Below are 23,846 nucleotides of genomic sequence, written 5' to 3' on the forward strand. Positions count from 1 at the left end.
ATTGCCGGCTCGCCTGAGCCCGTGTTTTTACTTGCCCGGAAGTTCTCGGCGATCAAGCTGTAGCCGCAAGGCTAATTATTTTGTTTTAGGAGCGTCTAGCCCATGAGTATGCAGGACCCGTTAGCGGACATGCTAACTCGTATCCGTAATGCCCAGATGGCTGAAAAGCCCGTCGTAAGCATGCCATCTTCCACGTTGAAGGTTGCTGTAGCAAAAGTCCTGAAGGACGAAGGCTACATTGCGGGTTATCAGATCAGCAGCGAAGTTAAATCCTCGCTGTCCATCGAGCTTAAGTACTTCGAAGGCCGTCCGGTCATCGAAGAGGTTAAGCGCGTCAGCCGCCCAGGCTTGCGTCAGTACAAGTCCTCCGATGACCTGCCGAAAGTTCGTGGCGGTCTTGGTGTGTCTATCGTCTCCACCAGTAAAGGTGTGATGACGGATCGTGCTGCGCGCGCTGCCGGTGTCGGTGGCGAAGTGCTTTGCACTGTGTTCTAAGGGGGGGTAAGCATGTCACGCGTCGCTAAGAACCCCGTTAAGCTGCCATCCGGCGTCGAAGTCAAACTCGTCGGCCAGCTGCTTTCGGTGAAGGGTGCCAAGGGCACTCTAGAACTGAACATCCATTCGTCCGTTGAGATTGTTGAAGAAGCTGGTGAGCTGCGTTTCGCTGCTCGCAATGGCGATCAACAAACCCGCGCAATGGCAGGCACCACTCGTGCACTGGTAAACAACATGGTCCAAGGCGTAAGCCAAGGCTTCGAGCGCAAGCTCCAGCTGGTCGGTGTTGGTTACAAGGCGCAAGCAAAAGGCACGGTACTGAACCTTGCACTTGGCTTCTCGCACCCAGTGGACTACGAATTGCCGAATGGCATCACCGCTGAGACCCCCAGCCAGACCGATATCCTGATTCGCGGTATCGATAAGCAGTTGGTTGGTCAAGTGGCCGCTGAGATCCGCGACTTCCGCCGTCCTGAGCCTTACAAAGGCAAAGGTGTGCGTTACGCAGACGAAGTCGTCCGCCGTAAAGAAGCCAAGAAGAAGTAGGGCATAGCAAATGACCGTCAAAAAAGTTACCCGACTGCGTCGCGCTCGCAAAGCACGCCTGAAAATGCACGAGCTGGAAGTCGTGCGTCTCTGCGTGCACCGCTCTTCGCAGCACATTTATGCCCAGGTCATCTCGGCCGACGGCAGCAAAGTCCTGGCAAGCGCCTCGACTTTGGACAAAGAACTGCGTGATGGCGCCACTGGCAACATCGACGCGGCCACTAAGGTTGGCAAGCTGGTCGCCGAGCGCGCGAAAGCCGCGGGTGTATCGCAAGTCGCTTTCGACCGTTCTGGCTTCAAGTACCACGGCCGTGTCAAAGCGCTGGCTGATGCTGCTCGTGAAGGCGGGCTGGAGTTCTAAGTTATGTCAAATCACGACCAAAAACGCGACGAAGGCTACATCGAGAAGCTGGTTCAAGTTAACCGCGTGGCCAAAACCGTAAAAGGCGGCCGTATCTTCACTTTCACTGCGTTGACCGTAGTGGGTGATGGTAAAGGGCGCGTTGGCTTCGGCCGTGGCAAGTCACGTGAAGTGCCTGCTGCAATCCAGAAAGCGATGGAAGCTGCTCGTCGCAACATGATTCAGGTTGATCTGAACGGCACTACCCTGCAGTACGCGATGAAGTCTGCCCATGGCGCCTCCAAGGTGTACATGCAGCCTGCTTCTGAAGGTACCGGTATCATCGCTGGCGGCGCAATGCGCGCAGTGCTGGAAGTTGCTGGTGTCCAGAACGTATTGGCCAAGTGCTACGGTTCGACTAACCCGGTAAACGTGGTTCACGCTACGTTCAAGGGTTTGAAGGGCATGCAGTCTCCTGAGTCGATCGCTGCCAAACGTGGCAAGCGTGTTGAGGAGATCATCTGATCATGGCTACCGTTAAAGTAACGCTGATCAAAAGCATGACCGGCCGCATCCCTAATCACAGATTGTGCATTAAGGGTTTGGGTCTGCGTCGCATCGGTCACACTGTAGAAGTCCTGGATACTCCCGAAAATCGCGGGATGATCAACAAGGCTTACTACATGCTGCGAGTCGAGGGTTAATCGATGAAACTCAATGATCTGAGTCCAGCGCCGGGTTCCCGTCGCGAAAAGCATCGTCCGGGCCGTGGTATCGGTAGCGGTTTGGGCAAGACCGGTGGCCGTGGCCACAAAGGTCAAAGCTCCCGCTCCGGTGGCACCATTGCTCCGGGCTTTGAGGGCGGCCAACAGCCGCTGCATCGTCGCCTGCCAAAATTCGGTTTCGTTTCCCTGAAGGCCATGGATCGCGCAGAAGTGCGTTTGTCCGAGCTGGCTAAAGTGGAAGGCGACATCGTAACTGTGCAGTCCCTGAAAGATGCCAACGTGATTAACCAGAACGTTCAGCGTGTGAAAATCATGCTGTCGGGCGAAGTTACTCGCGCTGTCACTATCAAGGGTATCGCCGCCACCAAAGGTGCGCGTGCGGCTATCGAAGCAGCTGGCGGCAAGTTCGAGGAATAAATGGCTAAGCAAGGTGCTCTCTCAGCGCTCGGCAAAGGCGGTATGTCTGAACTCTGGGCTCGTCTGCGTTTTCTGTTCCTGGCGATTATCGTCTACCGAATAGGCGCACACATCCCGGTTCCAGGTATCAACCCGGACCGACTCGCAGAACTGTTTCGACAGAATGAGGGGACCATTCTTAGCTTGTTCAACATGTTTTCCGGTGGCGCGCTGGAACGGATGAGCATCTTTGCACTGGGGATCATGCCGTACATTTCGGCATCGATCATCATGCAGTTGATGACCGCCGTCAGCCCGCAGCTGGAGCAGTTGAAGAAGGAAGGTGAAGCTGGCCGTCGCAAGATAAGCCAGTACACCCGCTATGGCACCGTTGTCCTGGCTCTGGTCCAAGCTATCGGCATGTCCGTTGGTCTGGCGAGTCAGGGCGTCGCGTTTTCTGGGGACCTGGGTTTCCACTTTGTGGCCGTAACTACCTTCGTGGCAGGTGCGATGTTCATGATGTGGCTGGGCGAGCAGATCACCGAGCGCGGTGTCGGCAACGGTATCTCGATGTTGATTTTCGCAGGTATCGTCGCCGGTCTTCCGAGAGCAATAGGGCAGTCTTTCGAGTCTGCACGTCAGGGTGATATCAATATCTTCGCTCTGGTTGCAATCGGTTTGCTGGCGGTAGCGATCATCGGTTTTGTGGTGTTCATTGAGCGTGGTCAGCGTCGAATCGCCGTTCACTACGCCAAGCGTCAGCAGGGCCGCAAGGTCTTCGCTGCGCAGACAAGCCACTTGCCGCTGAAAGTGAACATGGCTGGTGTGATACCGGCCATTTTCGCGAGCAGCATTTTGCTGTTCCCGGCTTCGTTGGGGTCCTGGTTCGGTCAGTCTGAAGGTCTGGGCTGGTTGCAGGACATCTCGCAGTCGATCGCTCCTGGTCAGCCGTTGAATATTCTGCTGTTTAGTGCAGGGATTATTTTCTTCTGCTTCTTCTATACGGCGTTGATGTTCAATCCGAAAGACGTAGCGGAAAACCTGAAGAAGTCCGGTGCCTTTATTCCGGGTATTCGTCCAGGCGAGCAGTCGGCGCGCTACATTGATGGCGTTTTGACTCGCTTGACCATGTTCGGTGCTCTATATATGACGGCCGTGTGTCTGCTTCCCCAGTTTCTGGTGGTCGCGGCAAACGTACCGTTCTACCTTGGCGGGACCTCGTTGCTGATCGTGGTCGTGGTTGTGATGGACTTTATGTCGCAAGTGCAATCTCACCTCGTTTCGCACCAGTATGAATCCCTGATGAAGAAAGCCAACCTGAAGGGCTACGGTGGCAGCGGCGGTATGCTGCGCTGAAGCACCCCTAAGGTTCGAGGAGTTGGTGATGAAAGTTCGTGCATCGGTGAAAAAGCTGTGCCGTAACTGCAAGATTATCCGCCGCGAAGGTGTGGTTCGAGTAATTTGCAGCGCGGAACCACGTCATAAGCAGCGCCAAGGCTGATTGTGATTTGTGCTTAAGCCCAGCAGCTAGTGCGCTGCTGGGTTGATTATTTGTTACTACAGCGATATTATCTCGCGCCCTATTTCTTGGCTTCCGGGGCGTAGGTAGCTGTCAATTGGAGTCCCACTGAATGGCCCGTATTGCAGGCGTTAACATTCCAGATAACAAGCATACTGTTATCTCGTTGACCTACATCTATGGTGTTGGTCGCACCACCGCACAGAAAATTTGTGCAACCACCGGCGTAAATCCGGCGGTGAAAATCAAAGATCTGAGCGACGAGCAGATTGAACAGCTGCGTGGCGAAGTGGCGAAGTTCACCACTGAAGGTGACCTGCGTCGCGAAATCAACATGAAAATCAAGCGCTTGATGGACCTGGGCTGCTACCGCGGTCTGCGTCATCGTCGTGGTCTTCCAGTGCGCGGTCAGCGTACCAAGACCAACGCGCGTACTCGCAAAGGTCCGCGTAAGCCGATCCGCAAGTAATCGCACCAGCGCAACGACAGGAATTTAGTCATGGCAAAACCTGCTGCTCGTCCTCGTAAAAAAGTTAAAAAGACAGTGGTTGATGGCATCGCCCACATCCACGCGTCGTTTAACAACACAATCGTCACCATTACCGATCGTCAAGGTAACGCTCTTTCGTGGGCTACCTCCGGCGGTTCGGGTTTCCGTGGTTCGCGCAAGTCCACCCCGTTCGCTGCTCAAGTAGCTGCTGAACGTGCTGGTCAAGCTGCGCTGGAGTACGGTCTGAAGAACCTCGACGTCAATGTCAAGGGTCCAGGCCCAGGTCGTGAATCCGCTGTCCGTGCATTGAACGGCTGTGGCTATAAGATCGCCAGCATCACCGACGTGACGCCAATCCCGCACAACGGGTGCCGTCCGCCGAAGAAGCGCCGCGTGTAATCCAGGAGACTGTAAGAAATGGCTCGTTACATTGGTCCAAAATGCAAACTTGCTCGTCGTGAAGGCACCGATCTCTTTCTGAAGAGCGGCGTTCGCGCTATCGAATCCAAGTGCAACATCGAAGCAGCTCCAGGTATCCACGGCCAACGTCGTGGTCGCCAGTCCGATTACGGTACTCAGCTGCGTGAAAAGCAAAAAGTCCGTCGTATCTACGGCGTTCTCGAGCGTCAGTTCAGCGGCTACTACAAAGAAGCCGCCGGCAAGAAAGGTGCAACAGGCGAGAACCTGCTGCAACTGCTCGAATGCCGTCTGGACAACGTTGTATACCGCATGGGCTTCGGCTCGACGCGTGCCGAATCCCGTCAATTGGTTTCGCACAAGTCGGTCAGCGTAAACGGCAAAACCGTTAACGTTCCTTCTTATCAGGTTCGTGCTGGCGACGTTGTTGCTATCCGCGAAAAAGCTAAGAATCAGCTGCGTATTGTCCAGGCTCTCGATCTGTGTGCCCAACGTGGCCGCGTAGAATGGGTAGAAGTAGACACTGAGAAGAAATCGGGCGTTTTCAAGAACGTTCCAGCTCGCAGTGATCTATCCGCCGACATCAACGAAAGCCTGATTGTCGAGCTCTACTCCAAGTAAGGGCTAGAAAATAGGTGCATCCATGCAGATTTCGGTAAATGAGTTCCTGACACCCCGCCACATTGATGTGCAGGTTGTCAGTCCAACCCGCGCCAAAATCACTCTCGAGCCTCTCGAGCGTGGTTTCGGCCATACCCTGGGCAACGCGCTTCGCCGCATTTTGTTGTCCTCCATGCCCGGCTGTGCAGTAGTCGAGGCCGAGATTGACGGTGTACTCCATGAGTACAGCGCCATCGAAGGTGTACAGGAAGACGTCATTGAAATCCTGTTGAACCTTAAAGGTCTGGCTATCAAGCTGCACGGTCGAGACGAAGTTACGCTGACCTTGTCGAAGAAGGGTTCGGGGGTGGTTACCGCTGCCGATATTCAGCTGGATCATGATGTCGAGATCGTTAACCCCGATCACGTAATCGCTAACCTGGCGTCTAACGGCGTCTTGAACATGAAGCTCACCGTAGCTCGTGGTCGTGGTTATGAGCCGGCAGACTCGCGTCAAAGCGATGAAGACGAAAGCCGCAGCATTGGTCGCTTGCAGCTTGACTCTTCGTTCAGCCCGGTTCGCCGTATCGCATACGTGGTGGAAAACGCCCGTGTCGAACAGCGTACTAACCTGGACAAGCTGGTTATTGATCTGGAAACCAACGGTACTCTGGACCCTGAAGAGGCTATCCGTCGCGCTGCAACCATTCTGCAACAGCAGTTGGCTGCGTTCGTCGACCTCAAAGGCGACAGCGAACCAGTGGTAATCGAACAGGAAGACGAGATCGATCCGATCCTGCTTCGTCCGGTTGACGATTTGGAACTGACCGTGCGTTCGGCCAACTGCCTTAAGGCGGAGAACATCTACTACATCGGCGATCTGATTCAGCGCACCGAAGTAGAGCTGTTGAAGACTCCGAACCTGGGCAAGAAATCCTTGACCGAGATCAAGGACGTTCTGGCTTCTCGTGGTCTCTCCCTCGGCATGCGCCTCGACAACTGGCCGCCGGCAAGTCTTAAGAAGGACGACAAGGCTACGGCCTGATCGTCGTAATCACCGAACGCGAGTTTGGTAAGGAATGAACCATGCGTCATCGTAAAAGTGGACGTCACCTGAGCCGTACCAGCTCTCACCGCAAAGCCATGTTCCAAAACATGGCGGTGTCGCTGTTCGAGCACGAGCTGATCAAAACTACCCTGCCGAAAGCCAAGGAACTGCGCCGCGTTGCCGAGCCGCTGATCACCCTGGCCAAGGAAGACAGCGTTGCCAACCGTCGTCTGGCTTTCGACCGTACTCGTTCGAAAGAAATCGTCGGCAAACTGTTCAACGATCTGGGCAAGCGCTATGCAACCCGTCAGGGCGGCTACCTGCGCATCCTCAAGTGCGGTTTCCGCGCTGGCGACAACGCGCCAATGGCGTACGTCGAGCTGGTTGATCGTCCTATCGGTGGCTCTGTAGAAGCTGCTGAATAAGACATCAGTTTGAACATAAAACCGGGCCCAGTGCCCGGTTTTTTGTTTTCCGGAATTAAGAATTGCTATCGATAGTCATGATTTAATGAATTCGACGCTGCAATAGCTTTCGACAATACTTCTTCTCAAGCCGATCAGCCGGCTATACACACCAGAGGAAGATGTAGATGAGCCAGAAGACCCTTACGACCGCCAGCGGTGCCCCCGTCGCAGACAATCAGAACTCCCGTTCGGCAGGCCCACGTGGTCCTCTATTGCTCGATGATTTCCATCTGATCGAAAAGCTTGCCCACTTCAACCGTGAAAACATCCCGGAGCGTCGCGTGCACGCCAAGGGGTCGGGTGCTCATGGTACGTTCACCGTGACCCGCGACATCAGCCAATATACCAGCGCCAGGCTGTTCGACACGGTTGGCAAGCAGACGCCGATTTTCCTGCGCTTCTCCACCGTAGGCGGCGAGCGTGGTTCGGCTGATACCGAGCGTGACCCTCGTGGCTTTGCGATCAAGTTTTACACCGAGGAAGGTAACTGGGACATCGTCGGTAACAACACGCCGGTGTTCTTTATCCGTGACCCCCTGAAATTCCCTGATTTCATTCACACTCAGAAGCGCCTGCCGCAGACCAATCTGAAGAGCCCTCAGATGATGTGGGATTTCTGGTCGCACTCGCCTGAAGCGCTGCACCAGGTCACTATTCTGTTCTCCGATCGTGGCATTCCGGACGGCTACCGTCACATGCACGGCTTCGGCAGCCACACCTATAGCCTCATCAGTGCTGCAGGCGAGCGTCATTGGGTGAAGTGGCATTACAAGACCCGCCAGGGGATCAAGAATCTGACGCCCGCAGAGGCTGCGCGCATTGCCGGTACTGATCCTGATTACGCTCAGCGCGATCTGTTCACTGCCATCGAGAAGGGCGACTTCCCCAAGTGGCAGGTGTGCATCCAGTTGATGACCGAAGCTCAGGCTGCGAATCATCATGAAAACCCGTTCGACGTGACCAAGACCTGGTCGCAGAAAGAATACCCGCTGATCGAGGTGGGCGAGCTGGAGTTGAACCGCAACCCGCTCAACTACTTTGCCGAAGTCGAGCAGGCCGCATTTGGCCCAAGCAACATGGTGCCAGGCGTTGGCCTTTCGCCAGACCGCATGTTGCAAGGGCGCGTATTTGCCTATGCTGATGCGCATCGCTATCGCGTAGGTACCAACCACCAGCAGTTGCCGATCAATGCGCCCAAGAGTCCGGTGCACAGCTATCAGCGTGACGGGGCGATGGCCTTCGGCACCAATGGCGGTGCGGCGCCAAACTATGAACCGAACAGCTACTCGGATGCGCCGAAAGAGAATCCGCGCTACGCGGAGCCTGCGCTGTCTCTGAACGGTGCAGCAGATCGTCATGATCATCGAGTAGACGGCGATTACTACAGTCAGGCAGGCAAGTTGTTCAACCTGATGAGCGCTGATCAGCAAGCCCTGTTGATTGGCAATATTGCCGGCGCAATGGCAGGCGTTTCCAGTGATGTCGTGCAACGTCAGTTGCAGCATTTCTACAAAGCTGACCCTGCTTACGGCGAAGGCATTGCCCGCGCATTGGACGTAAAACTGGGCTGAGTCGAAGTGAGAAACAGAACCGCCCTCATTTGGGCGGTTTTTCGCTTCTTAACGGCGTAATTTCGCCACTTTTCGTCGGTTTATTGCGTTTTTCTAAGTGACCTCGTGCGGCGCTTGGTTCAAACTATCGTCTTTGAAGCAGGAGTCTGGTGCGATGCAAGGCCACCCCGAAGTAATCGATTATCTCAACACGTTGCTCACGGGCGAACTGGCAGCTCGTGACCAATATTTCGTTCACTCACGCATGTACGAAGACTGGGGCTTTTCGAAGCTCTACGAACGTATCAATCATGAGATGGAAGAAGAGGCGCAACACGCTGACGCGCTGATGCGTCGTATCCTGATGCTGGAAGGCACGCCGCGCATGCGCCCGGACGACCTCGACGTCGGCACCACAGTGCCTGAGATGCTCGCCAGCGATCTGCGTCTCGAATACAAGGTACGTGCTGCCCTGTGCAAGGGTATCGAGCTCTGTGAGCTGCACAGCGACTACGTGACTCGCGAAATCCTGCGCGTGCAGCTGGCTGATACCGAAGAAGACCATACCTACTGGCTCGAACAGCAGATGGGGTTGATCAAGTCCATCGGCCTGCAGAACTACCTGCAATCGCAGTTCTGATTCGACCGCTCATAAAAAAGCTCCTGCACTTGCGTGACAGGAGCTTTTTTGTATCCGGGTTCGACTGATGCCGAACCCGTTTTCGTCGCACTCGTCAGGCTTTATCTCTGGTCAACAGAGGTTTCAGGTAATGACCTGTGTAGGACTGTTCCATCTCGGCGACCTGTTCAGGTGTGCCCGTCGCAATGATCTGCCCACCTCGCGAACCGCCTTCCGGACCCAGATCCACCAGCCAGTCGGCCGTCTTGATCACATCCAGGTTGTGCTCGATCACCACCACGGTATTGCCGTGGTCGCGCAGGCGATGCAATACATCCAGCAGCTGCTGAATATCCGCGAAGTGCAGGCCTGTGGTCGGCTCGTCGAGGATGTACAACGTCTTGCCGGTGTCGCGCTTGGACAGCTCACGCGACAGCTTGACCCGCTGCGCTTCACCGCCTGACAGGGTCGTCGCCGATTGCCCCAGCTTGATATAGGAAAGTCCTACATCCATCAGGGTTTGCAGCTTGCGCGCCAGTGCCGGAACGGCGTCGAAGAACTCACGCGCTTCCTCGATGGTCATCTCCAGCACTTCGTGGATGTTCTTGCCTTTGTACTTGACCTCAAGCGTTTCGCGGTTGTAACGCTTGCTCTTGCACACGTCGCAGGGCACGTAGATGTCTGGCAAAAAGTGCATCTCGACCTTGATCAGCCCGTCGCCCTGGCACGCCTCGCAGCGGCCGCCCTTGACGTTGAACGAGAACCGCCCCGGACCATAGCCCCGCGAGCGTGATTCCGGAACCCCGGCGAACAGCTCGCGAATCGGCGTGAACAGCCCGGTGTAGGTCGCCGGGTTGGAGCGCGGCGTACGACCGATAGGGCTCTGGTCGATGTCCACCACCTTGTCCAAGTGCTGCAGGCCGTTGATGCTGTCGTGCGTAGCCGCTTCCAGCGTCGTGGCGCCGTTCAGCGCCGTAGCGCTCAGCGGGAACAGCGTGTTGTTGATCAGCGTCGACTTGCCCGATCCGGAAACACCCGTCACGCAGGTCAGCAGGCCGATCGGGATGTCGAGATTGACATTTTGCAGGTTGTTGCCACGCGCGCCCTTGAGGGTCAGCGAGAGCTTCTTGTTACGCGGGGTGCGCTTGGCGGGAACGGCAATCTTCACGCGCCCTGACAGGTATTTGCCGGTCAGCGAGTCGGGATGCGACATCACTTCGTCCGGCGTACCTTCGGCGACGATATGACCACCATGCACGCCGGCCCCCGGGCCAATGTCGACCACGTAGTCGGCCAGGCGAATCGCATCTTCATCGTGCTCGACCACAATCACTGTATTGCCGATGTCGCGCAGGTGCTTGAGCGTGCCCAGCAAACGATCATTGTCGCGCTGGTGCAGACCGATGGACGGCTCATCGAGGATGTACATCACCCCGACCAGCCCCGCACCGATCTGGCTGGCCAGACGGATACGCTGTGCTTCGCCGCCGGACAGGGTGTCTGCGCTACGATCCAGGGTCAGGTAGTCCAGGCCCACGTTGACCAGAAACTGCAGACGCTCACGGATTTCCTTGAGAATCTTGTCGGCGATCTCGCCACGTCGTCCGGTCAGCTTGAGCGTTTCAAAGTAATGCGTCGCGTCGCCAATCGGCAGACTGGTGACTGCAGGCAGAGTCTTTTCACCCACCCACACATGGCGCGCTTCGCGACGCAGGCGAGTGCCTCGGCAGTCAGGGCAGGGCTGTGTGCCCAGGAACTTGGCCAGCTCTTCGCGGACCGTAGCCGATTCGGTTTCCCGATAGCGACGCTCCAGATTCGGCACGATGCCTTCGAACGGGTGCGCACGCTTGACGATATCGCCACGGTCATTGAGGTAGCGGAAATCGACACTCTGCGAGCCACTGCCGTTGAGCAGAATCTTCTGCATGTCGGCGGGGATCTGCTTGAATGGCATTTCCAGGCTGAAGCCATAGTGCTTGGAGAGCGAGCCGAGCATCTGGAAGTAATAGACATTACGCCTGTCCCAGCCTCGTATCGCGCCTTCGGCAAGCGTCAGTTCGGCATTGACCAGCCGCTTGATATCGAAGAACTGCTTCACGCCCAGACCGTCGCAGGTCGGGCAGGCGCCAGCCGGGTTGTTGAAGGAGAACAGCTTCGGTTCCAGCTCGCTGATCGCATGGCCACAGATAGGGCAGGCGAAGCGGGCAGAGAAGATCACTTCCTCGCCCGGCTCGTCGTCCATCGGCGCCACCAGGGCGATACCGTCGGCCAGCTTCAGGGCGGTCTCGAAGGACTCGGCCAGGCGCTGCTGCAGGTCGGCGCGGACCTTGAAACGGTCCACGACCACATCGATCGAGTGCTTCTTCTGCTTATCCAGCTTCGGCAGCTCATCCAGCTCGCACAGCTTGCCGTTGACTCGCGCCCGGACAAAGCCTTGCGCGCGCAGCTCTTCGAAAACCGAAAGATGCTCGCCCTTGCGCTCGCGGATAACTGGCGCAAGCAGCATCAATTTGCTGCCCTCAGGCTGACTCAGCACCAGGTCGACCATCTGGCTGACCGTCTGGGCTTCCAGCGGAATATCGTGGTCGGGGCAGCGAGGCTGGCCGACGCGCGCATACAAAAGACGCAGGTAGTCGTAAATTTCGGTAATCGTACCCACGGTCGAGCGCGGGTTATGTGAAGTAGACTTCTGCTCGATGGAAATCGCCGGCGACAGACCTTCGATCGTATCGACGTCCGGTTTTTCCATCATCGACAGAAACTGGCGGGCATAGGCCGACAGCGATTCGACATAGCGGCGTTGCCCTTCGGCGTACAGCGTATCGAAAGCCAGCGAAGACTTGCCTGAGCCGGAGAGCCCGGTGATAACGATCAGTTTGTCGCGGGGAAGTGTCAGGTCAATATTTTTCAGGTTGTGGGTTCGTGCCCCACGTATCAGGATCTTGTCCACTGCGGCCTCGCTTGGCGGGCATAAACGACGGAGTATACGGCTCCGAGCCATCACGCGGCAAAGCGTCGCGTATGTGCTGTACAACGATGGGACTGGTAGAATCGCCGCCGGTTCACACGAGGTTATTCCATGCACGATACCCACAGCGAGCGTATGAGTAGCGGCGAGACCCGCGCAGCAGGCGGTCTGGCCCTGGTGTTTGCGTTCCGCATGCTTGGCATGTTCATGGTCTTGCCGGTTCTGGCAACCTACGGCATGGACCTGGCAGGCGCGAGCCCTGCACTGATCGGTCTGGCGATTGGCGCCTACGGCCTGACCCAGGCGGTGTTGCAGATACCGTTCGGGATCATTTCCGACCGTATCGGCCGGCGACCGGTCATTTATTTCGGCTTGATCATCTTTGCGATCGGCAGCGTGGTGGCGGCGAACGCGGATTCGATCTGGGGAATCATTGCCGGACGTATCCTGCAGGGGGCTGGCGCCATTTCCGCGGCAGTCATGGCGCTGCTCTCCGACCTGACCCGCGAACAGCACCGCACCAAGGCCATGGCCATGATCGGCATGACCATTGGTCTGTCGTTCGCCATCGCCATGGTTGTCGGCCCGGTGATCACCGGCATGTTCGGGCTTTCCGGATTGTTCCTGGCCACCGGCGGCATGGCCTTGATAGGCGTTCTCATCGTCGCCTACGTGGTGCCCAAGGCCAGCGGGGCATTAATGCATCGCGAGTCCGGCGTCGCCAAACAGGCGCTGGGGGCGACGTTGCGTCATCCGGACCTGCTGCGCCTGGATTTGGGTATCTTCGTGTTGCATGCGATGCTCATGTCCAGCTTCGTGGCCTTGCCACTGGCGCTGGTCGAAAAAGCCGGTCTGCCCAAGGAAGAACACTGGTGGGTCTACCTGACTGCCTTGCTGGTTTCCTTCTTCGCGATGATCCCGTTCATCATCTATGGCGAGAAGAAACGTCAAATGAAGCGCGTTCTGCTGGGCGCCGTCACAGTTTTGATGCTGGCTGAGCTATTCTTCTGGGCCTACGGGGACACGTTGCGGGCACTGGTCATCGGGACAGTGGTATTCTTCACCGCGTTCAACCTGCTGGAAGCATCCTTGCCGTCGTTGATCAGCAAGGTTTCACCGGCCGGCGGAAAAGGCACGGCAATGGGAGTTTATTCCACCAGCCAGTTTCTTGGATCGGCCGCAGGTGGGATACTGGGCGGCTGGTTGTTCCAGCACGGTGGGCTCGATGTGGTGTTCCTGGGTGGTGCAGCCATGGCCGCCGTCTGGCTCGCCTTCGCAGTGACCATGCGAGAACCGCCTTACGTGACCAGCCTACGTCTGCCGTTGTCGCCGCAGGCGCAGCGTGAAGCAGGCCTGGCAGAGCGTTTGATGTCCGTAGCAGGCGTGACAGATGCAGTGGTGGTTGCGGAAGAGGCAGCCATCTACATAAAACTCGACACAAAATTATTGGATCGTGCCTCTCTCGAAAAGCTGGTCAATCCAGCATCAGAAGCGTGCGAAGCCTAGGAGAACGTTATGGCCCGTGGGGTTAACAAAGTCATATTGGTCGGTACATGCGGCCAGGATCCCGAAGTTCGCTACTTGCCTAACGGTAACGCCGTGACCAACCTGAGTCTGGCCACCAGCGAACAATGGACTGACAAGCAGAGCGGCGAGAAAAAAGAAAAAACCGAATGGCACCGTGTTTCGATGTTCGGCAAGGTCGCGGAAATCGCCGGCGAATACCTGCGCAAGGGTTCGCAGGTCTACATCGAAGGCAAGCTGCAGACCCGCGAGTGGGAAAAAGACGGCATCAAGCGCTACACCACTGAAATCGTCGTCGACATGCAGGGCACCATGCAACTGCTGGGCGGCCGTCCACAGGGTGACGCTCAACAAGGTCAAGGCGGTGGTGGCAACTACAACCAGTCCGCGCCTCGTCCACAGCAGTCGCGCCCACAACAGTCGGCACCGCAGCAGAACTACAACCAGCAGCCGCCACAACGCGACTCGCGTCCAGCGCCGCAACAACAAGCGCCGCAGCCAGCTGCTGACTTTGATAGCTTTGATGATGATATTCCGTTCTAGCGCATACAGCTGGAACCCGTTGTTCAGGTCCAGAGCCGGAGCCCCCGTTTATCGGGGGCTTCGTCGTTTTCAGGCGTCAGAAAGCGCTGAACCACTCTGGTTGTACTGCTGCCGTGAAAGCCGCGGAGCATCTAAAACCGCGCATCCTTCTGTGTTTGCGCGTTTTCGAAACAATGTGCGATCACCCAGCTCGCCGGCTTCACCTCACCTCGTGGGCCAAACGCCAATGCCCGTTGTGCCAACGGTCCGTTGCTGGCCGTGGCGCCGGCAACATGCGGGTTGTCCCATACACCCCAGGTGATAACCGTCGACACCGAGCGCGTAGCGAGGATCAGGTCCAGATAGTGCTTATAGGTTTGCGCAACCTTCCCATCGCGTTCTGAGATGGACCCCTTCAAGTGGCTGTCATCGACGTCCAGTTCCGTGATGTGGATCGACAACCCCATATCCCGCACTGCCAGAATAAAGCGAGACAGGCCCGAACCAAAGGTGTCGCCTGCACGCAGGTGGGACTGAATGCCCAGGCCGTGTATCGGAATGCCCCGCTGCTTGAGACCGCGCAGCAGGGCGAGCACGGCAGTACGTCGGCTTTCGCCGTAATGGGTATCCTTTTCCAGGCCGTAATCGTTGTAGCAGAGCAGGGCGTCCGGGTCGGCCTTGTGCGCAGCGTTGAAGGCTATGTCCAGGTAGCGAGGCCCGAGCATCTGATACCAGAACGAATTGCGCAGCCCGTCAGGCTGGCCGTCCTCCAGTTGGATGGCTTCGTTGACGACGTCCCATGCGCTGATGAGGCCACGATAATGGCTGGCGACGGTACTGATGTGCGCAGTCAGCACCGCCTCGGCGTTCGTCGGCGTGACGGTACGGTGAACCCAGTCGGGTAAAGAACGATGCCAGCAGAAGGTGTGCCCGCGCATACGCTGGTCATGCGCTTTGGCAAACGCCGCGATCGCGTCGGCGGGCGCGAAGTTGTAACGCTCCGGTTCGGGGTGGACGGTCTGCCACTTCAAGGCGTTCTCTGGCACTACGATGCTGGCCTGACGGGCGACCAGTTCCCGGTAGGCCGCGTCGTCATTCAGCTTTGCCGGATCAATCGCAAAGCCGAACCGTATGCCTTTCCCGGCTGCAGGCTGGCGCAACGCGGTAAAGGTTTCTGCCGCCAGCAGCCTGCTGTTCACAAAGGGCAGGCACGCCAGCAGGCGGACAAACGCAGTCAGAAAACTGCGTCGACTAGCCCGGCGCATCACGCACCAAAAATCCCCATCAGCTCCTCACGGCCTACCATCACCGTCATCGAGCCTTGTTTCTGTTCGCCTTCAATCGTGCACAACAATCCGGCTTCCCGGCAAATCACTGCACCTGCTGCGATGTCCCACAGGCTGGTGAATTTCTCCATGTAGCCGTCCGTTTGCCCCAAAGCGGCGAACGCCAGGCCGATGGTGGCGCAGCGATAACCGGCAAGGCCCCAGCCCTGTCGGCGCAGGCTCAGGTGCAGTTTGCCCATCTCTTCGGCATCCCAGCGGGTGTTTTCACCGACGCCAGCGATGCGCAGGTGCTCGGGTGGTTGCGGGCGGACAAAGGGGACGCCGTTGCGCAGCAAGCCATCGCCCGTGCGGGCTGCCAGGGTGTAGCCCAGTGCCGGGTAGGCGACGACGCCGATTTCGGGCTCGCCTGCCGACATGTACGCCACCGCGATTCCCCACAATGGGGTGCCCCGCAGGTAGTTGCCGGTGCCGTCGATGGGATCGATGACCCAGCCATCGGTGATGAACTCGCCGCCCATTTCTTCGCCGAGGATTGTATCGTCGGGGAAGTGTTTGCTCAGTTCTGCACGCAGCAGTTGTTCCACTTCAAAGTCGGCGCGGGAGACGAGGTCTTGCGCGCTTTTGGTGGTGATGTCGAGGGTGTGGCGGTCGTTAAAATACGCCATGGCCAGGCCAGTGGCCTGTTCTACGGCGTGCATGGCGACGCTGAGTCGGTTGTTCATTGCAGACAGCCTCCGTTCGGCAGGTTCAACAAGTCCGGGTAATCACTGAGAATCGACTGTGCGCCATGTTCCAGCAGGTAGCGCGCACGTTTCGGGCTGTTGATGGTAGCCACGGCGAATTCGACGCCGCTGCTTTTCAGGCGAACAAGGTGATGGTCATCGAGCATATCGTCAAGTACGTGAAGTATTCGGCAGTCATATTCGGCCAACAGCGCGACCGGGTCGGCAGGCGCCACCACCGAGGCAATAGCCAGTGGTACGTCGTTCCATAAGCGTCGGGCGGCCGTTAGCGAGCGCACCGAAAAGCTGGAGACGAACAACCGGTCGTTGTCGGCGGGCCACAGATTTTTGAGGATCGGCATCACCACTTCCGCCGTCTCGACATCGTCGCCAATGGTCGGCTTGAGTTCGACCTGCAGACCCAGGTTGAGGCGCAGCGCACAGGCCACGATCTCTTCAAAGGTCGGGACCTGCAAACCGGCGAATTCAGGCGCGAACCAGCTGCCCGCGTCCAGTGTGCGGATAGCTTTCAGATCATGCAGCACGACGGCGCCGCGCCCGTTGGTGGTGCGGTCCAGCAAGTCGTCATGAATCACGACAGGCTGGCCATCGCGGGTCAGCTTCACGTCGATCTCGACCCACTCGGCGCCGCATTCGGCAGCTTTTTCCAGGGCCAGCAGAGTGTTTTCCGGCACGTAAGCCTTGGCACCGCGATGGGCAATCAGGGGCGAGCGGACGAGGGGAGCAGGTTTGAGCATGGCGGGTCACTTGGTGGTGTGGGAAAAGGTCACGAGCTGGCGCTGGCCGGTCTCGATATCGAACAGCAAGGGCGTGGAATTGATCGCCAGTCGAACCTGGGTGCCGGGTATCTGGTGTTGCCGTCCGGCGAGGCTGACAACGCAGCGCGTTCCAGCCAGTTGGCAATACAGCAGCGTGTGGCTGCCCAGATTCTCTGAAGACTCCACTGTGGCAGTCACGCCTTGTTGATCGAGCATGAAGGTCTCGGGGCGCAGGCCCATCAGCCATTTGCCGGTCCGGTTGCTGGCAATGCCGAGCTTGATGGGCAGGCGTTGACCATCGGCGAGCATCAAGAGCTTGTCGTCCAGGCAGTGCACCGGCAGCAGGTTCATGGGCGGCGTGCCGATGAAGCTGGCGACGAATGTGCTGGCGGGTTGATCGTAGATCTGCGCAGGCGTGCCGATCTGCTCGACACGGCCTTTGTCGAGAATCACCACGCGCTCGGCGAGGGTCATGGCTTCGGTCTGATCGTGGGTGACATACAGGATCGTCGCGCCGGTCTGCCGGTGCAGGCTGCGAATCAACAGACGCATTTCATGACGCAGCGCGCTGTCCAGGTTGCACAGCGGCTCATCGAACAGCAGCACCGGCGGTTTGCGGATCAACGCCCGACCGATGGCGACGCGCTGGCGCTGGCCGCCGGAAAGCTCTCCGGGCTTGCGTTGCAGTAGCTCTTCCAGACCCAGCGAAGCGGCGCACTCGCGGATGCGCTGCTCGCGTTCCTTGCGTGCAACCCGCGCCAGCTTGAGCGCGTAGCCGATGTTGTCGGCCACGCTCATGTGCGGGTAGAGCGCGTAGTTCTGAAACACCATGGCGCAGCCGCGCTCCTTGGGAGGCAGGCGCGTGACGTCACGGGCACCCATGAGGATCTGCCCTTGGCTGACCTCTTCCAGCCCGGCCACCATGCGCAGCAGCGTGGACTTGCCACACCCGGACGGGCCGAGGATCACATTAAGCTCGCCCGCCTTGAAAACCAGGTCGAGCCCGTGAAGGATGCGCTCGGTGCCGTAGGTTTTGTGCAGGTCCGTGAGGATAATATCCGGCGCGCAGGTAATAGGGGTGAGCGCGTTCATTTACCGACTCCAATCAGGCCTTTGACAAACCAGCGCTGCATGAGCGCAATGACGAGGATGGGCGGCAGCATGCTGACCACAGCAGCGGCCATCAGCAGGTTCCACTCGGGGACCTGGGTTGCATCGGTCGGCAGAAAGCTGGCCACCCCCAGCACCAGCGTGCGCATGTCCTCGCGATTGGTTGCCACCAGCGGCCACAGGTAGTCCTTCCAGGCGCCGATGAACACCAGCGTGCCGAGCGCAGCAAAGTTGGTCTTCGACAGTGGCAGCAGGATGTCGATGAAAAACCGCCAGGGCCCTGCACCGTCCATGCGTGCGGCCTCGACCAGCTCGGCAGGCAGCGTCTGGTAGAACTGCCGAAACAGAAAGGTGCCGGTCGCCGAGGCAATCAGCGGCAGGGCGAGGCCGGGGTAGCTGTCGAGCAAATTGATGGTCGGCAGTGGCAGCCACTGAATGCCCAGCCAGTGCAACAGGCTGCGCACGGGGCCGAGCAAATCGCTGGCCACGGCATACGTGGGAATGATCCGTACTTCCAGCGGCAGCAGCAGCGCCCCCAGCACGGCGAAGAAAATCACCGAACTGTAGCGGCTGCGAAAGTACACCACGGCAAAGGCCGTCAGCGCCGAGAGCGTCAGCTTGCCGATCACCACCAGCGTGGCGACCAGCAGGCTGTTGCCCAGCAGGCGCAGCAGATCCAGACGCCGGCTGACCTGCTGCAGATTCTCCAGCAGTTGGTCGCCAGGGATCACCGCAAGACCGTGGGCGAACAATTGCGGGTTACTGACGGTCGCCGAGCAGACCGCCATGTACAGCGGCCCCAACGCGAACACCAGGCCAAGGGTCAGCAGCAGGTAAGCGCCTGCGTTGAACAGCCGGTTATGCTCGATCATGCTTTCGCCCCACGACGCTGGAAGCGCGACAGGAGTTTGAATTGAGCGACGCTCAGCGCCACCACTGCCAGCAGCATGAGCACTGACAGGGTCGATGAGCCTGCCAGATCCAGCCCCATGAAACCGTCGGTGTAAATCTTGTAGGCCAGCACATTGGTGGTGTCGCCAGGTCCGCCTTGGGTGAGGGTGTCGACCAGGCCGAAACTGTTCGACAGGCTTTCCAGCAGGTCGATGACAAACACGAACAGCAGATAAGGCGCGATCAGGGGCAGTTGTATGTCGAGCATGCGCCGCAAGGGACCCGCTCCATCCAGTGCAGCAGCGGCGAGGTAGTCGTCGGGCACCGATTTCAGGCTGGCGACCAGCATCACGAAGTTGAACGGCACCAGGCACCAGGCATACGCCACGATCAGTAACAGCATGCTCTGTATCGGGCTGGCGTAGGGCGACCAGGTGCCGGGTGCAATCGCGTTGAGCCAGGCGAAGATGCCCATCACCGGATTGGCCAGCACATGAAAGACGATACCGATGGTGGCGCCCGATACCGCGTAGGGCCAGATCAGCAGGTGGCGAAACACGGCGTTGCCGCGCAGTTTCAGTTCCAGGCACAGCGCAAGCACCAGTGCGATAAGAATCGAAAGCACGACGCTCGACAAGCTGAACACCAGTGTCGAGCCCAGCGACGCCAGCACGCCGGGGTCCCTCAGCACCCGCCAGTAATTGCTCAGGCCAACGAAGATTTCATTACCGCCGAAGGGCGGCACCAGATGAAACGACCACCAGATGGCCTGGACCGCAGGCCAATAAAAGAACAGGCCGAGCGCCAGCAGTTGCGGCAGGGCAAACAGCAGTGCCAGACGTGGCTGTGGGAAATGTGCACGGGGTTTCATGGCGTGGCCTCGCTCGACTCGTTGCTGGCCTGGGCGCGGTGCATCTGTTGAAACAGACCCAGCAGCTCGTTGGCCCGTAGCGTCGTCTGGCGCAGGGCCAGATCGATGCTCTGGCGACCCGCGAGCGCGTTCTCCATTTCCTGCGACCAGATCAGGCGCATCAGCGTGATGAAACCGCAGCGCAAAGGCGCGGAAGGCTGACCGTCGATATCGTCCAGCGCTGTCAGTCCGACCGTGATTGCCGATGGCTCGCTGGCTGCGGATTGCAAACGTGCAGCGGCGGCCTGAGTAACGGGCAGGTAGCCCGTTCGGGCGCTGAATATCAACTGGTTGTCCGGTTGCAGCACGAACGCCAGAAATTCCGAGACCAGCCGGTAATCCCTGACGGAATGCCCGCGCATGACCCACAGCGAGGAACCTCCGGGAACGTTGGCACGTCGCTGGGTGGCCGCGTAAATCGGCAGTGCCGTGACCTGGATATCGGATTTGAGCGTGCTGTGTACAACATTCCACGCCCCGGTGGAGTCGAGCAGCATGGCGCAATCGTCGGTGGCGAACGCCAGCGCCTGCTGCCCGCTGCGGGTTGCATCCTCATGCACCACCAATCCTTCGGAGGTCCATTGCGCGAGGTCTTTCATGAGGCGCAGATGGGGGCCTTCGTCGAACTGATAGCGGTCACCGCCTGAGGAGCGAATCGCAACGTAGGTGCCTTGCGCTGCGCTGGTTTGCTCAAGCCAGATCCAGGGGGCAAAGGCGCTGACGAGCGGGCATTGCTGACCGTTTTTCTTCAGGGCCCGCAAGGCATCCGCAAAGGCTTCCCAGGTGGCGGGTGGCTCGCTGATCCCGGCAGCGGCCAGCGCCTTCCGGTGTGTATAAAGCACGGCTGTGGACGCCGCAAAAGGCTGCGCCGCGAGCGTGCCGTGGTCGTCGGCGTAATAGCGCCGCAAGGCTGGCAGAAAGGTATCGTCGGGATAGGCCCTGTGATGATCGGCCATGATCGCCTCGACAGGTCGGGTGGCACCGCCCAGCAGCATGTCAGGCGTGGCAACGTCGTAAATCTCCACCAGTGCCGGGCCTATGCCCGCCCGGTAAGCCGCTACGGTTTTCTGCAGCGTCTGCTCATAACTGCCCTGGCGGACACAGTGCAGGCGATCACCTTCCTCGCGTGGCGCATTGAAGCTTCTGCACAGATCCGCGATGGCACTCCCGGCCGCGCCACTGTGGCTGTACCAGAACTCGGCCGGTGCAGCGGCGAAAGCGTTTGCAGCGAGCGACAGCAGGGCCAGCACGGAAAACATCTTACGGATGGAAGGCATGAGGACACTCACAAGAACTCAATGCCATTTAATACAGGTTGTGTGTAGTATTTGTGACCTGCGCGACTTTTATTAAATTTTCATGATTGAAGTGTGCAATGGATGGTGGGCGATACACTGCTCCACACGCCGACTGTTTTAATCTCATCTGATTTGAAGACTCCATGCCTCTCGACCTCGACACGCCACTTGATTCGCACCAACCGTTGAGCCTCAATGAACGCAAGTTGCTGGACATCCTTCGTCGTCGAGGTGCGATCACCCGTGCTATGGTTTCGACCGAGATGGACCTGGCTCAGCAGTCAGTGCACCGGCTCATCGAAGAGCTGATCAGCCGTGGCCTGCTGCGCAGTGGTGAGCGCGTCAAGAACGGCCGCGGTCAGCCCAGCCCGCGCATCGAACTGGTCAATGAAGCGGTGTATGCCATCGGTGTATCGATCAACACCGACTCGGCGGTGGTCTGCGTCGCCGACCTGGGCTGCAATGTGCTGGAACAGGTCACCCTGCGCACGCCGCCGTTAAGCCGCAACAGCACCCTGGATTCACTGGAAAAGACCATCGAACGCATGCTTCAGCGCAACGGGATTGAAGCGCAACGCGTCGTCGGCATGGGTTTCGCGATTGCCGGCTTTTTTCTTGAAAACCGCCAGATCAATGCACCGGAACCGCTGCGCGACTGGTCATTGATGGATCTGCAACCGGTGCTGGAAGAACGTTTCGGCATGCCGGTCTGGCTGGAAAACAACGCCACCACCGCGGCCATCGGCGAAAGCCTGGTCGGCGTGGGCGCCTGGGCCAGCAACTTCATCTACCTGTCCTTCAACTTCGGTTTCGGCGCAGGCGTTGTCATCAACGGCAAACCGTATTTCGGCAGCCACGGCAATGCAGGCGAGATCACCCTCTACAACGACGAAGAATCGATAAACCGCCCGGCCTTGCGCTACTTGCTGGAAGACTTGCATCAGAACGGCGTGCAGGTCGACTCGATCGAAGACCTGCGCCTGCGCTTCGACCCCGACTGGCCCGGTGTGGATACCTGGCTGACGCGCGTCAAGCTCACACTGGATCGCCTGATCAACGCACTGGCGGGCCTGTTCGATCCGCAGGCCGTGGTGTTTGGCGGGCAATTACCGCCCGAATTGGGAAAACGCCTGATCGCCGCGACGACCTTCTGGGGCACCCATCGCTACAACTCCCCGCCGCCTCGGCCGCAGTTATTGCTGAGCGAAACGAATGGGGACGCGGCGGTTCTGGGGGCAGCGCTGGTGCCGTTGAAGGAGCGGTTTTTTGTTTGATTCGTTGGGCGTTGGGTGGACAGGTATTGGCGGTTTTTGGGTGGTGCTGTTGACTGTTGTTGGGCCAAAGCTGGTGTTTCAAGGGTTGTCGTAGTGCTGTACCTCAGTCGCAGACCGATCGATGCGCTTTTCCATATCGGCAACAAACCCGTTCAATGGCATCAATTGCTCTCCTGCATACCCCGGGTACTGCACCTGATACGGCGGTTCACCGGACAAATTGCGTAACTGGTCCAGGCTCTGCGCCGCATAGGCAACGCTGACAAACTGCGCGCCCGTGCGGTCGTTCGCCCAGCGTTCAAACACGATGGTGCCGCCTGGTGCTGCGTCATTCTCGGGGTATTCGGCGATTTTCCAGTCAAAACCCAGCAGCGTTCGCAACTGCGCGATGTTGCTGTCGTGGCCTACGTACGCCAACCATTTGCTACCCGGCGGGCTGCCCACGGATGTCGGCTGCAGAGCCAGGAGGATTTGTCCGAGCAATTGCGAAGCACCCCGCTGGGCGATGTAAGGTACGTGATTGCTCAGCGCGTATTTGCCCGAACGCAAGGCCATCAAGCGCGATACGTCTGCAGCGGTGCGCCCTTCGCCAAACGCCACCTGGTCCAGTGGCAAGCCTTCGGCGTATTGCATGCGGAAGGTTTCGCTCATGGCCGCGCCCACGCTCAACGGTCCGCTGAGCTTGGTGACGCCTGCCTTCTCTTTCAGCGCCCAGGGTTGCTCGCTCAAGGCACAGGTCTTTTTCCCGCAGTTCGTCGGCACGCCTGCCAATTGCTGCATGGCCAGCAACGGCGCGGCAAAGCGCTCGCGAGCTGCGTCGACGCTGCCACCCATGGCTGCCAGCATCGCCGCCTGGGTGCGCGCCGGGTCCAGCGGTGCCAGGCCATTTTCGCCGCCGTGGAACAGCCGGTCTTCACTCTCACGCCCATGGTGTACTGCTATGTTGCAGCCCGGGAACATCCCCTTTACCAGCGCCGCACTGGTGGCCTGGGTTCGCGCTACCGGGCTGGACCACACGTAGGCATCCCCCGCCTGCGGGCACTGCCCCGTCTTGAACAGCCCGAGCGAATCCAGCGTGTGGCGTTGCCATTGGCCCAGCAGCACGGTGGCAGCGCGGCCATGCTCGGTCAACTGACCGTCGCGGGCACCAAACGCTGGCCAGGTCCTGGCCGACCAGCGTTGCAACTCGGCGGTGTCGGTAGCCGGGCGGATACCGTGGCGCATCACCAGTACCACCTTGTCCAGGCGCAGGCCGGTGGTGTCCAGAGGCGCGGCCACCGATGGAAGCGCCAGGCACACGCCCAGCGCCAACCCCGCATACTTCAACAAAGTCGATTTCATCATCACGGG

Annotated in this window: 27 protein-coding genes; 18 read left to right on the top strand and 9 right to left on the bottom strand. The window is 58.8% G+C overall.

The annotated features are described in order from the left end of the window. Positions 1 to 102 precede the first annotated feature (102 nt). From rpsH to bfr, 15 genes are all read left to right on the top strand, one after another. Positions 103 to 495 carry a 30S ribosomal protein S8 gene (gene rpsH, locus KBY02_RS00180; RefSeq protein ID WP_002555475.1) on the top strand — a complete coding sequence of 131 codons (393 nt, stop codon included), beginning with the start codon at positions 103 to 105 and terminating at the stop codon, positions 493 to 495. Positions 496 to 507: 12 nt separating this feature from the next. Next, entirely contained in the window at positions 508 to 1,041 is a 534-nt protein-coding gene (gene rplF, locus KBY02_RS00185; protein ID WP_002555474.1) for a 50S ribosomal protein L6, read from the top strand. 10 nt (positions 1,042 to 1,051) lie between these two features. After that, complete coding sequence (rplR, locus tag KBY02_RS00190; RefSeq protein ID WP_002555473.1) at positions 1,052 to 1,402, top strand: 50S ribosomal protein L18; 351 nt, start codon at positions 1,052 to 1,054, stop codon at positions 1,400 to 1,402. A 3-nt stretch (positions 1,403 to 1,405) separates the two neighbouring features. Next, entirely contained in the window at positions 1,406 to 1,906 is a 501-nt protein-coding gene (gene rpsE, locus KBY02_RS00195) for a 30S ribosomal protein S5 (RefSeq protein WP_003317099.1), read from the top strand. Between the two features lie 2 nt (positions 1,907 to 1,908). Next, positions 1,909 to 2,085 carry a 50S ribosomal protein L30 gene (gene rpmD / locus KBY02_RS00200; RefSeq protein WP_002555471.1) on the top strand — a complete coding sequence of 59 codons (177 nt, stop codon included), beginning with the start codon at positions 1,909 to 1,911 and terminating at the stop codon, positions 2,083 to 2,085. 3 nt (positions 2,086 to 2,088) lie between these two features. Continuing rightward, entirely contained in the window at positions 2,089 to 2,523 is a 435-nt protein-coding gene (gene rplO, locus KBY02_RS00205; protein ID WP_002555470.1) for a 50S ribosomal protein L15, read from the top strand. Beyond that, positions 2,524 to 3,858: a preprotein translocase subunit SecY gene (gene secY, locus KBY02_RS00210; protein ID WP_002555469.1), complete on the top strand. Its 1,335-nt coding sequence runs from the start codon at positions 2,524 to 2,526 to the stop codon at positions 3,856 to 3,858. It abuts the gene before it with no gap. Between the two features lie 28 nt (positions 3,859 to 3,886). Then, positions 3,887 to 4,003, top strand: a complete 117-nt coding sequence (gene rpmJ / locus KBY02_RS00215) for a 50S ribosomal protein L36 (protein ID WP_002555468.1) — start codon at positions 3,887 to 3,889, stop codon at positions 4,001 to 4,003. 130 nt (positions 4,004 to 4,133) lie between these two features. Further along, entirely contained in the window at positions 4,134 to 4,490 is a 357-nt protein-coding gene (gene rpsM, locus KBY02_RS00220; protein ID WP_002555467.1) for a 30S ribosomal protein S13, read from the top strand. Between the two features lie 30 nt (positions 4,491 to 4,520). Further along, the gene (gene rpsK, locus KBY02_RS00225) at positions 4,521 to 4,910 is read left to right on the top strand and encodes a 30S ribosomal protein S11 (protein ID WP_002555466.1); all 390 of its coding nucleotides are present in this window, start codon (positions 4,521 to 4,523) and stop codon (positions 4,908 to 4,910) included. An 18-nt stretch (positions 4,911 to 4,928) separates the two neighbouring features. Continuing rightward, complete coding sequence (rpsD, locus tag KBY02_RS00230) at positions 4,929 to 5,549, top strand: 30S ribosomal protein S4 (protein ID WP_002555465.1); 621 nt, start codon at positions 4,929 to 4,931, stop codon at positions 5,547 to 5,549. Between the two features lie 22 nt (positions 5,550 to 5,571). Next, the gene (locus KBY02_RS00235) at positions 5,572 to 6,573 is read left to right on the top strand and encodes a DNA-directed RNA polymerase subunit alpha (protein WP_002555464.1); all 1,002 of its coding nucleotides are present in this window, start codon (positions 5,572 to 5,574) and stop codon (positions 6,571 to 6,573) included. Positions 6,574 to 6,614: 41 nt separating this feature from the next. Next, positions 6,615 to 7,001, top strand: coding sequence for a 50S ribosomal protein L17 (gene rplQ, locus KBY02_RS00240; RefSeq protein ID WP_003317096.1), 387 nt, complete (start codon positions 6,615 to 6,617; stop codon positions 6,999 to 7,001). Between the two features lie 167 nt (positions 7,002 to 7,168). Then, positions 7,169 to 8,614, top strand: a complete 1,446-nt coding sequence (locus tag KBY02_RS00245) for a catalase (protein WP_003400423.1) — start codon at positions 7,169 to 7,171, stop codon at positions 8,612 to 8,614. 154 nt (positions 8,615 to 8,768) lie between these two features. Beyond that, positions 8,769 to 9,233, top strand: a complete 465-nt coding sequence (gene bfr, locus KBY02_RS00250) for a bacterioferritin (protein WP_003317095.1) — start codon at positions 8,769 to 8,771, stop codon at positions 9,231 to 9,233. 94 nt (positions 9,234 to 9,327) lie between these two features. Here the strand turns inward: bfr and uvrA are convergent, their stop codons facing one another. Then, positions 9,328 to 12,162 (bottom strand): excinuclease ABC subunit UvrA, encoded by a 2,835-nt coding sequence (gene uvrA, locus KBY02_RS00255; RefSeq protein WP_024638199.1) that lies wholly within the window; start codon positions 12,160 to 12,162, stop codon positions 9,328 to 9,330. 129 nt (positions 12,163 to 12,291) lie between these two features. Here uvrA and KBY02_RS00260 point away from each other — a divergent pair, with 129 nt between their 5' ends. After that, a complete protein-coding gene (locus KBY02_RS00260; protein WP_003400420.1) occupies positions 12,292 to 13,686 on the top strand; it encodes an MFS transporter in 1,395 nt (464 codons plus the stop codon). Between the two features lie 9 nt (positions 13,687 to 13,695). After that, positions 13,696 to 14,247, top strand: coding sequence for a single-stranded DNA-binding protein (locus KBY02_RS00265; RefSeq protein ID WP_024659933.1), 552 nt, complete (start codon positions 13,696 to 13,698; stop codon positions 14,245 to 14,247). Positions 14,248 to 14,378: 131 nt separating this feature from the next. Here KBY02_RS00265 and KBY02_RS00270 read toward each other — a convergent pair whose 3' ends face one another. From KBY02_RS00270 to KBY02_RS00300, 7 genes are read right to left on the bottom strand one after another with little or no spacing between them, the layout of a single operon-like run. Then, a complete protein-coding gene (locus KBY02_RS00270; protein ID WP_032654181.1) occupies positions 14,379 to 15,491 on the bottom strand; it encodes an endo-1,4-beta-xylanase in 1,113 nt (370 codons plus the stop codon). Continuing rightward, complete coding sequence (locus KBY02_RS00275; RefSeq protein ID WP_003400414.1) at positions 15,491 to 16,234, bottom strand: inositol monophosphatase family protein; 744 nt, start codon at positions 16,232 to 16,234, stop codon at positions 15,491 to 15,493. Before KBY02_RS00275 ends, KBY02_RS00270 begins: the two co-directional genes overlap by 1 nt. Further along, on the bottom strand, positions 16,231 to 16,992 hold the full coding sequence (locus KBY02_RS00280; RefSeq protein ID WP_003400412.1) for a glycerophosphoryl diester phosphodiesterase: 762 nt from the start codon (positions 16,990 to 16,992) through the stop codon (positions 16,231 to 16,233). Before KBY02_RS00280 ends, KBY02_RS00275 begins: the two co-directional genes overlap by 4 nt. A gap of 6 nt (positions 16,993 to 16,998) precedes the next feature. Further along, positions 16,999 to 18,105 (bottom strand): ABC transporter ATP-binding protein, encoded by a 1,107-nt coding sequence (locus tag KBY02_RS00285; RefSeq protein WP_225649691.1) that lies wholly within the window; start codon positions 18,103 to 18,105, stop codon positions 16,999 to 17,001. Next, positions 18,102 to 18,995: an ABC transporter permease subunit gene (locus tag KBY02_RS00290; RefSeq protein ID WP_032654178.1), complete on the bottom strand. Its 894-nt coding sequence runs from the start codon at positions 18,993 to 18,995 to the stop codon at positions 18,102 to 18,104. The genes KBY02_RS00285 and KBY02_RS00290 overlap by 4 nt, the downstream gene beginning before the upstream one ends. After that, positions 18,992 to 19,885 carry a carbohydrate ABC transporter permease gene (locus KBY02_RS00295; protein WP_032654175.1) on the bottom strand — a complete coding sequence of 298 codons (894 nt, stop codon included), beginning with the start codon at positions 19,883 to 19,885 and terminating at the stop codon, positions 18,992 to 18,994. The genes KBY02_RS00290 and KBY02_RS00295 overlap by 4 nt, the downstream gene beginning before the upstream one ends. Continuing rightward, positions 19,882 to 21,201, bottom strand: coding sequence for an extracellular solute-binding protein (locus KBY02_RS00300; RefSeq protein ID WP_104684597.1), 1,320 nt, complete (start codon positions 21,199 to 21,201; stop codon positions 19,882 to 19,884). Before KBY02_RS00300 ends, KBY02_RS00295 begins: the two co-directional genes overlap by 4 nt. Before the next feature lie 164 nt (positions 21,202 to 21,365). Between KBY02_RS00300 and KBY02_RS00305 the strand changes: the two genes are divergently transcribed. Next, positions 21,366 to 22,496: an ROK family transcriptional regulator gene (locus KBY02_RS00305; protein WP_103360317.1), complete on the top strand. Its 1,131-nt coding sequence runs from the start codon at positions 21,366 to 21,368 to the stop codon at positions 22,494 to 22,496. 78 nt (positions 22,497 to 22,574) lie between these two features. Here KBY02_RS00305 and KBY02_RS00310 read toward each other — a convergent pair whose 3' ends face one another. Next, positions 22,575 to 23,840 carry a histidine-type phosphatase gene (locus KBY02_RS00310; protein ID WP_060400112.1) on the bottom strand — a complete coding sequence of 422 codons (1,266 nt, stop codon included), beginning with the start codon at positions 23,838 to 23,840 and terminating at the stop codon, positions 22,575 to 22,577. Between the last annotated feature and the right edge of the window lie 6 nt (positions 23,841 to 23,846).

The organism is Pseudomonas sp. P129 (assembly GCF_020312195.1).
In the GTDB taxonomy this organism is placed as follows: Bacteria; Pseudomonadota; Gammaproteobacteria; order Pseudomonadales; family Pseudomonadaceae; genus Aquipseudomonas; species Aquipseudomonas fragariae.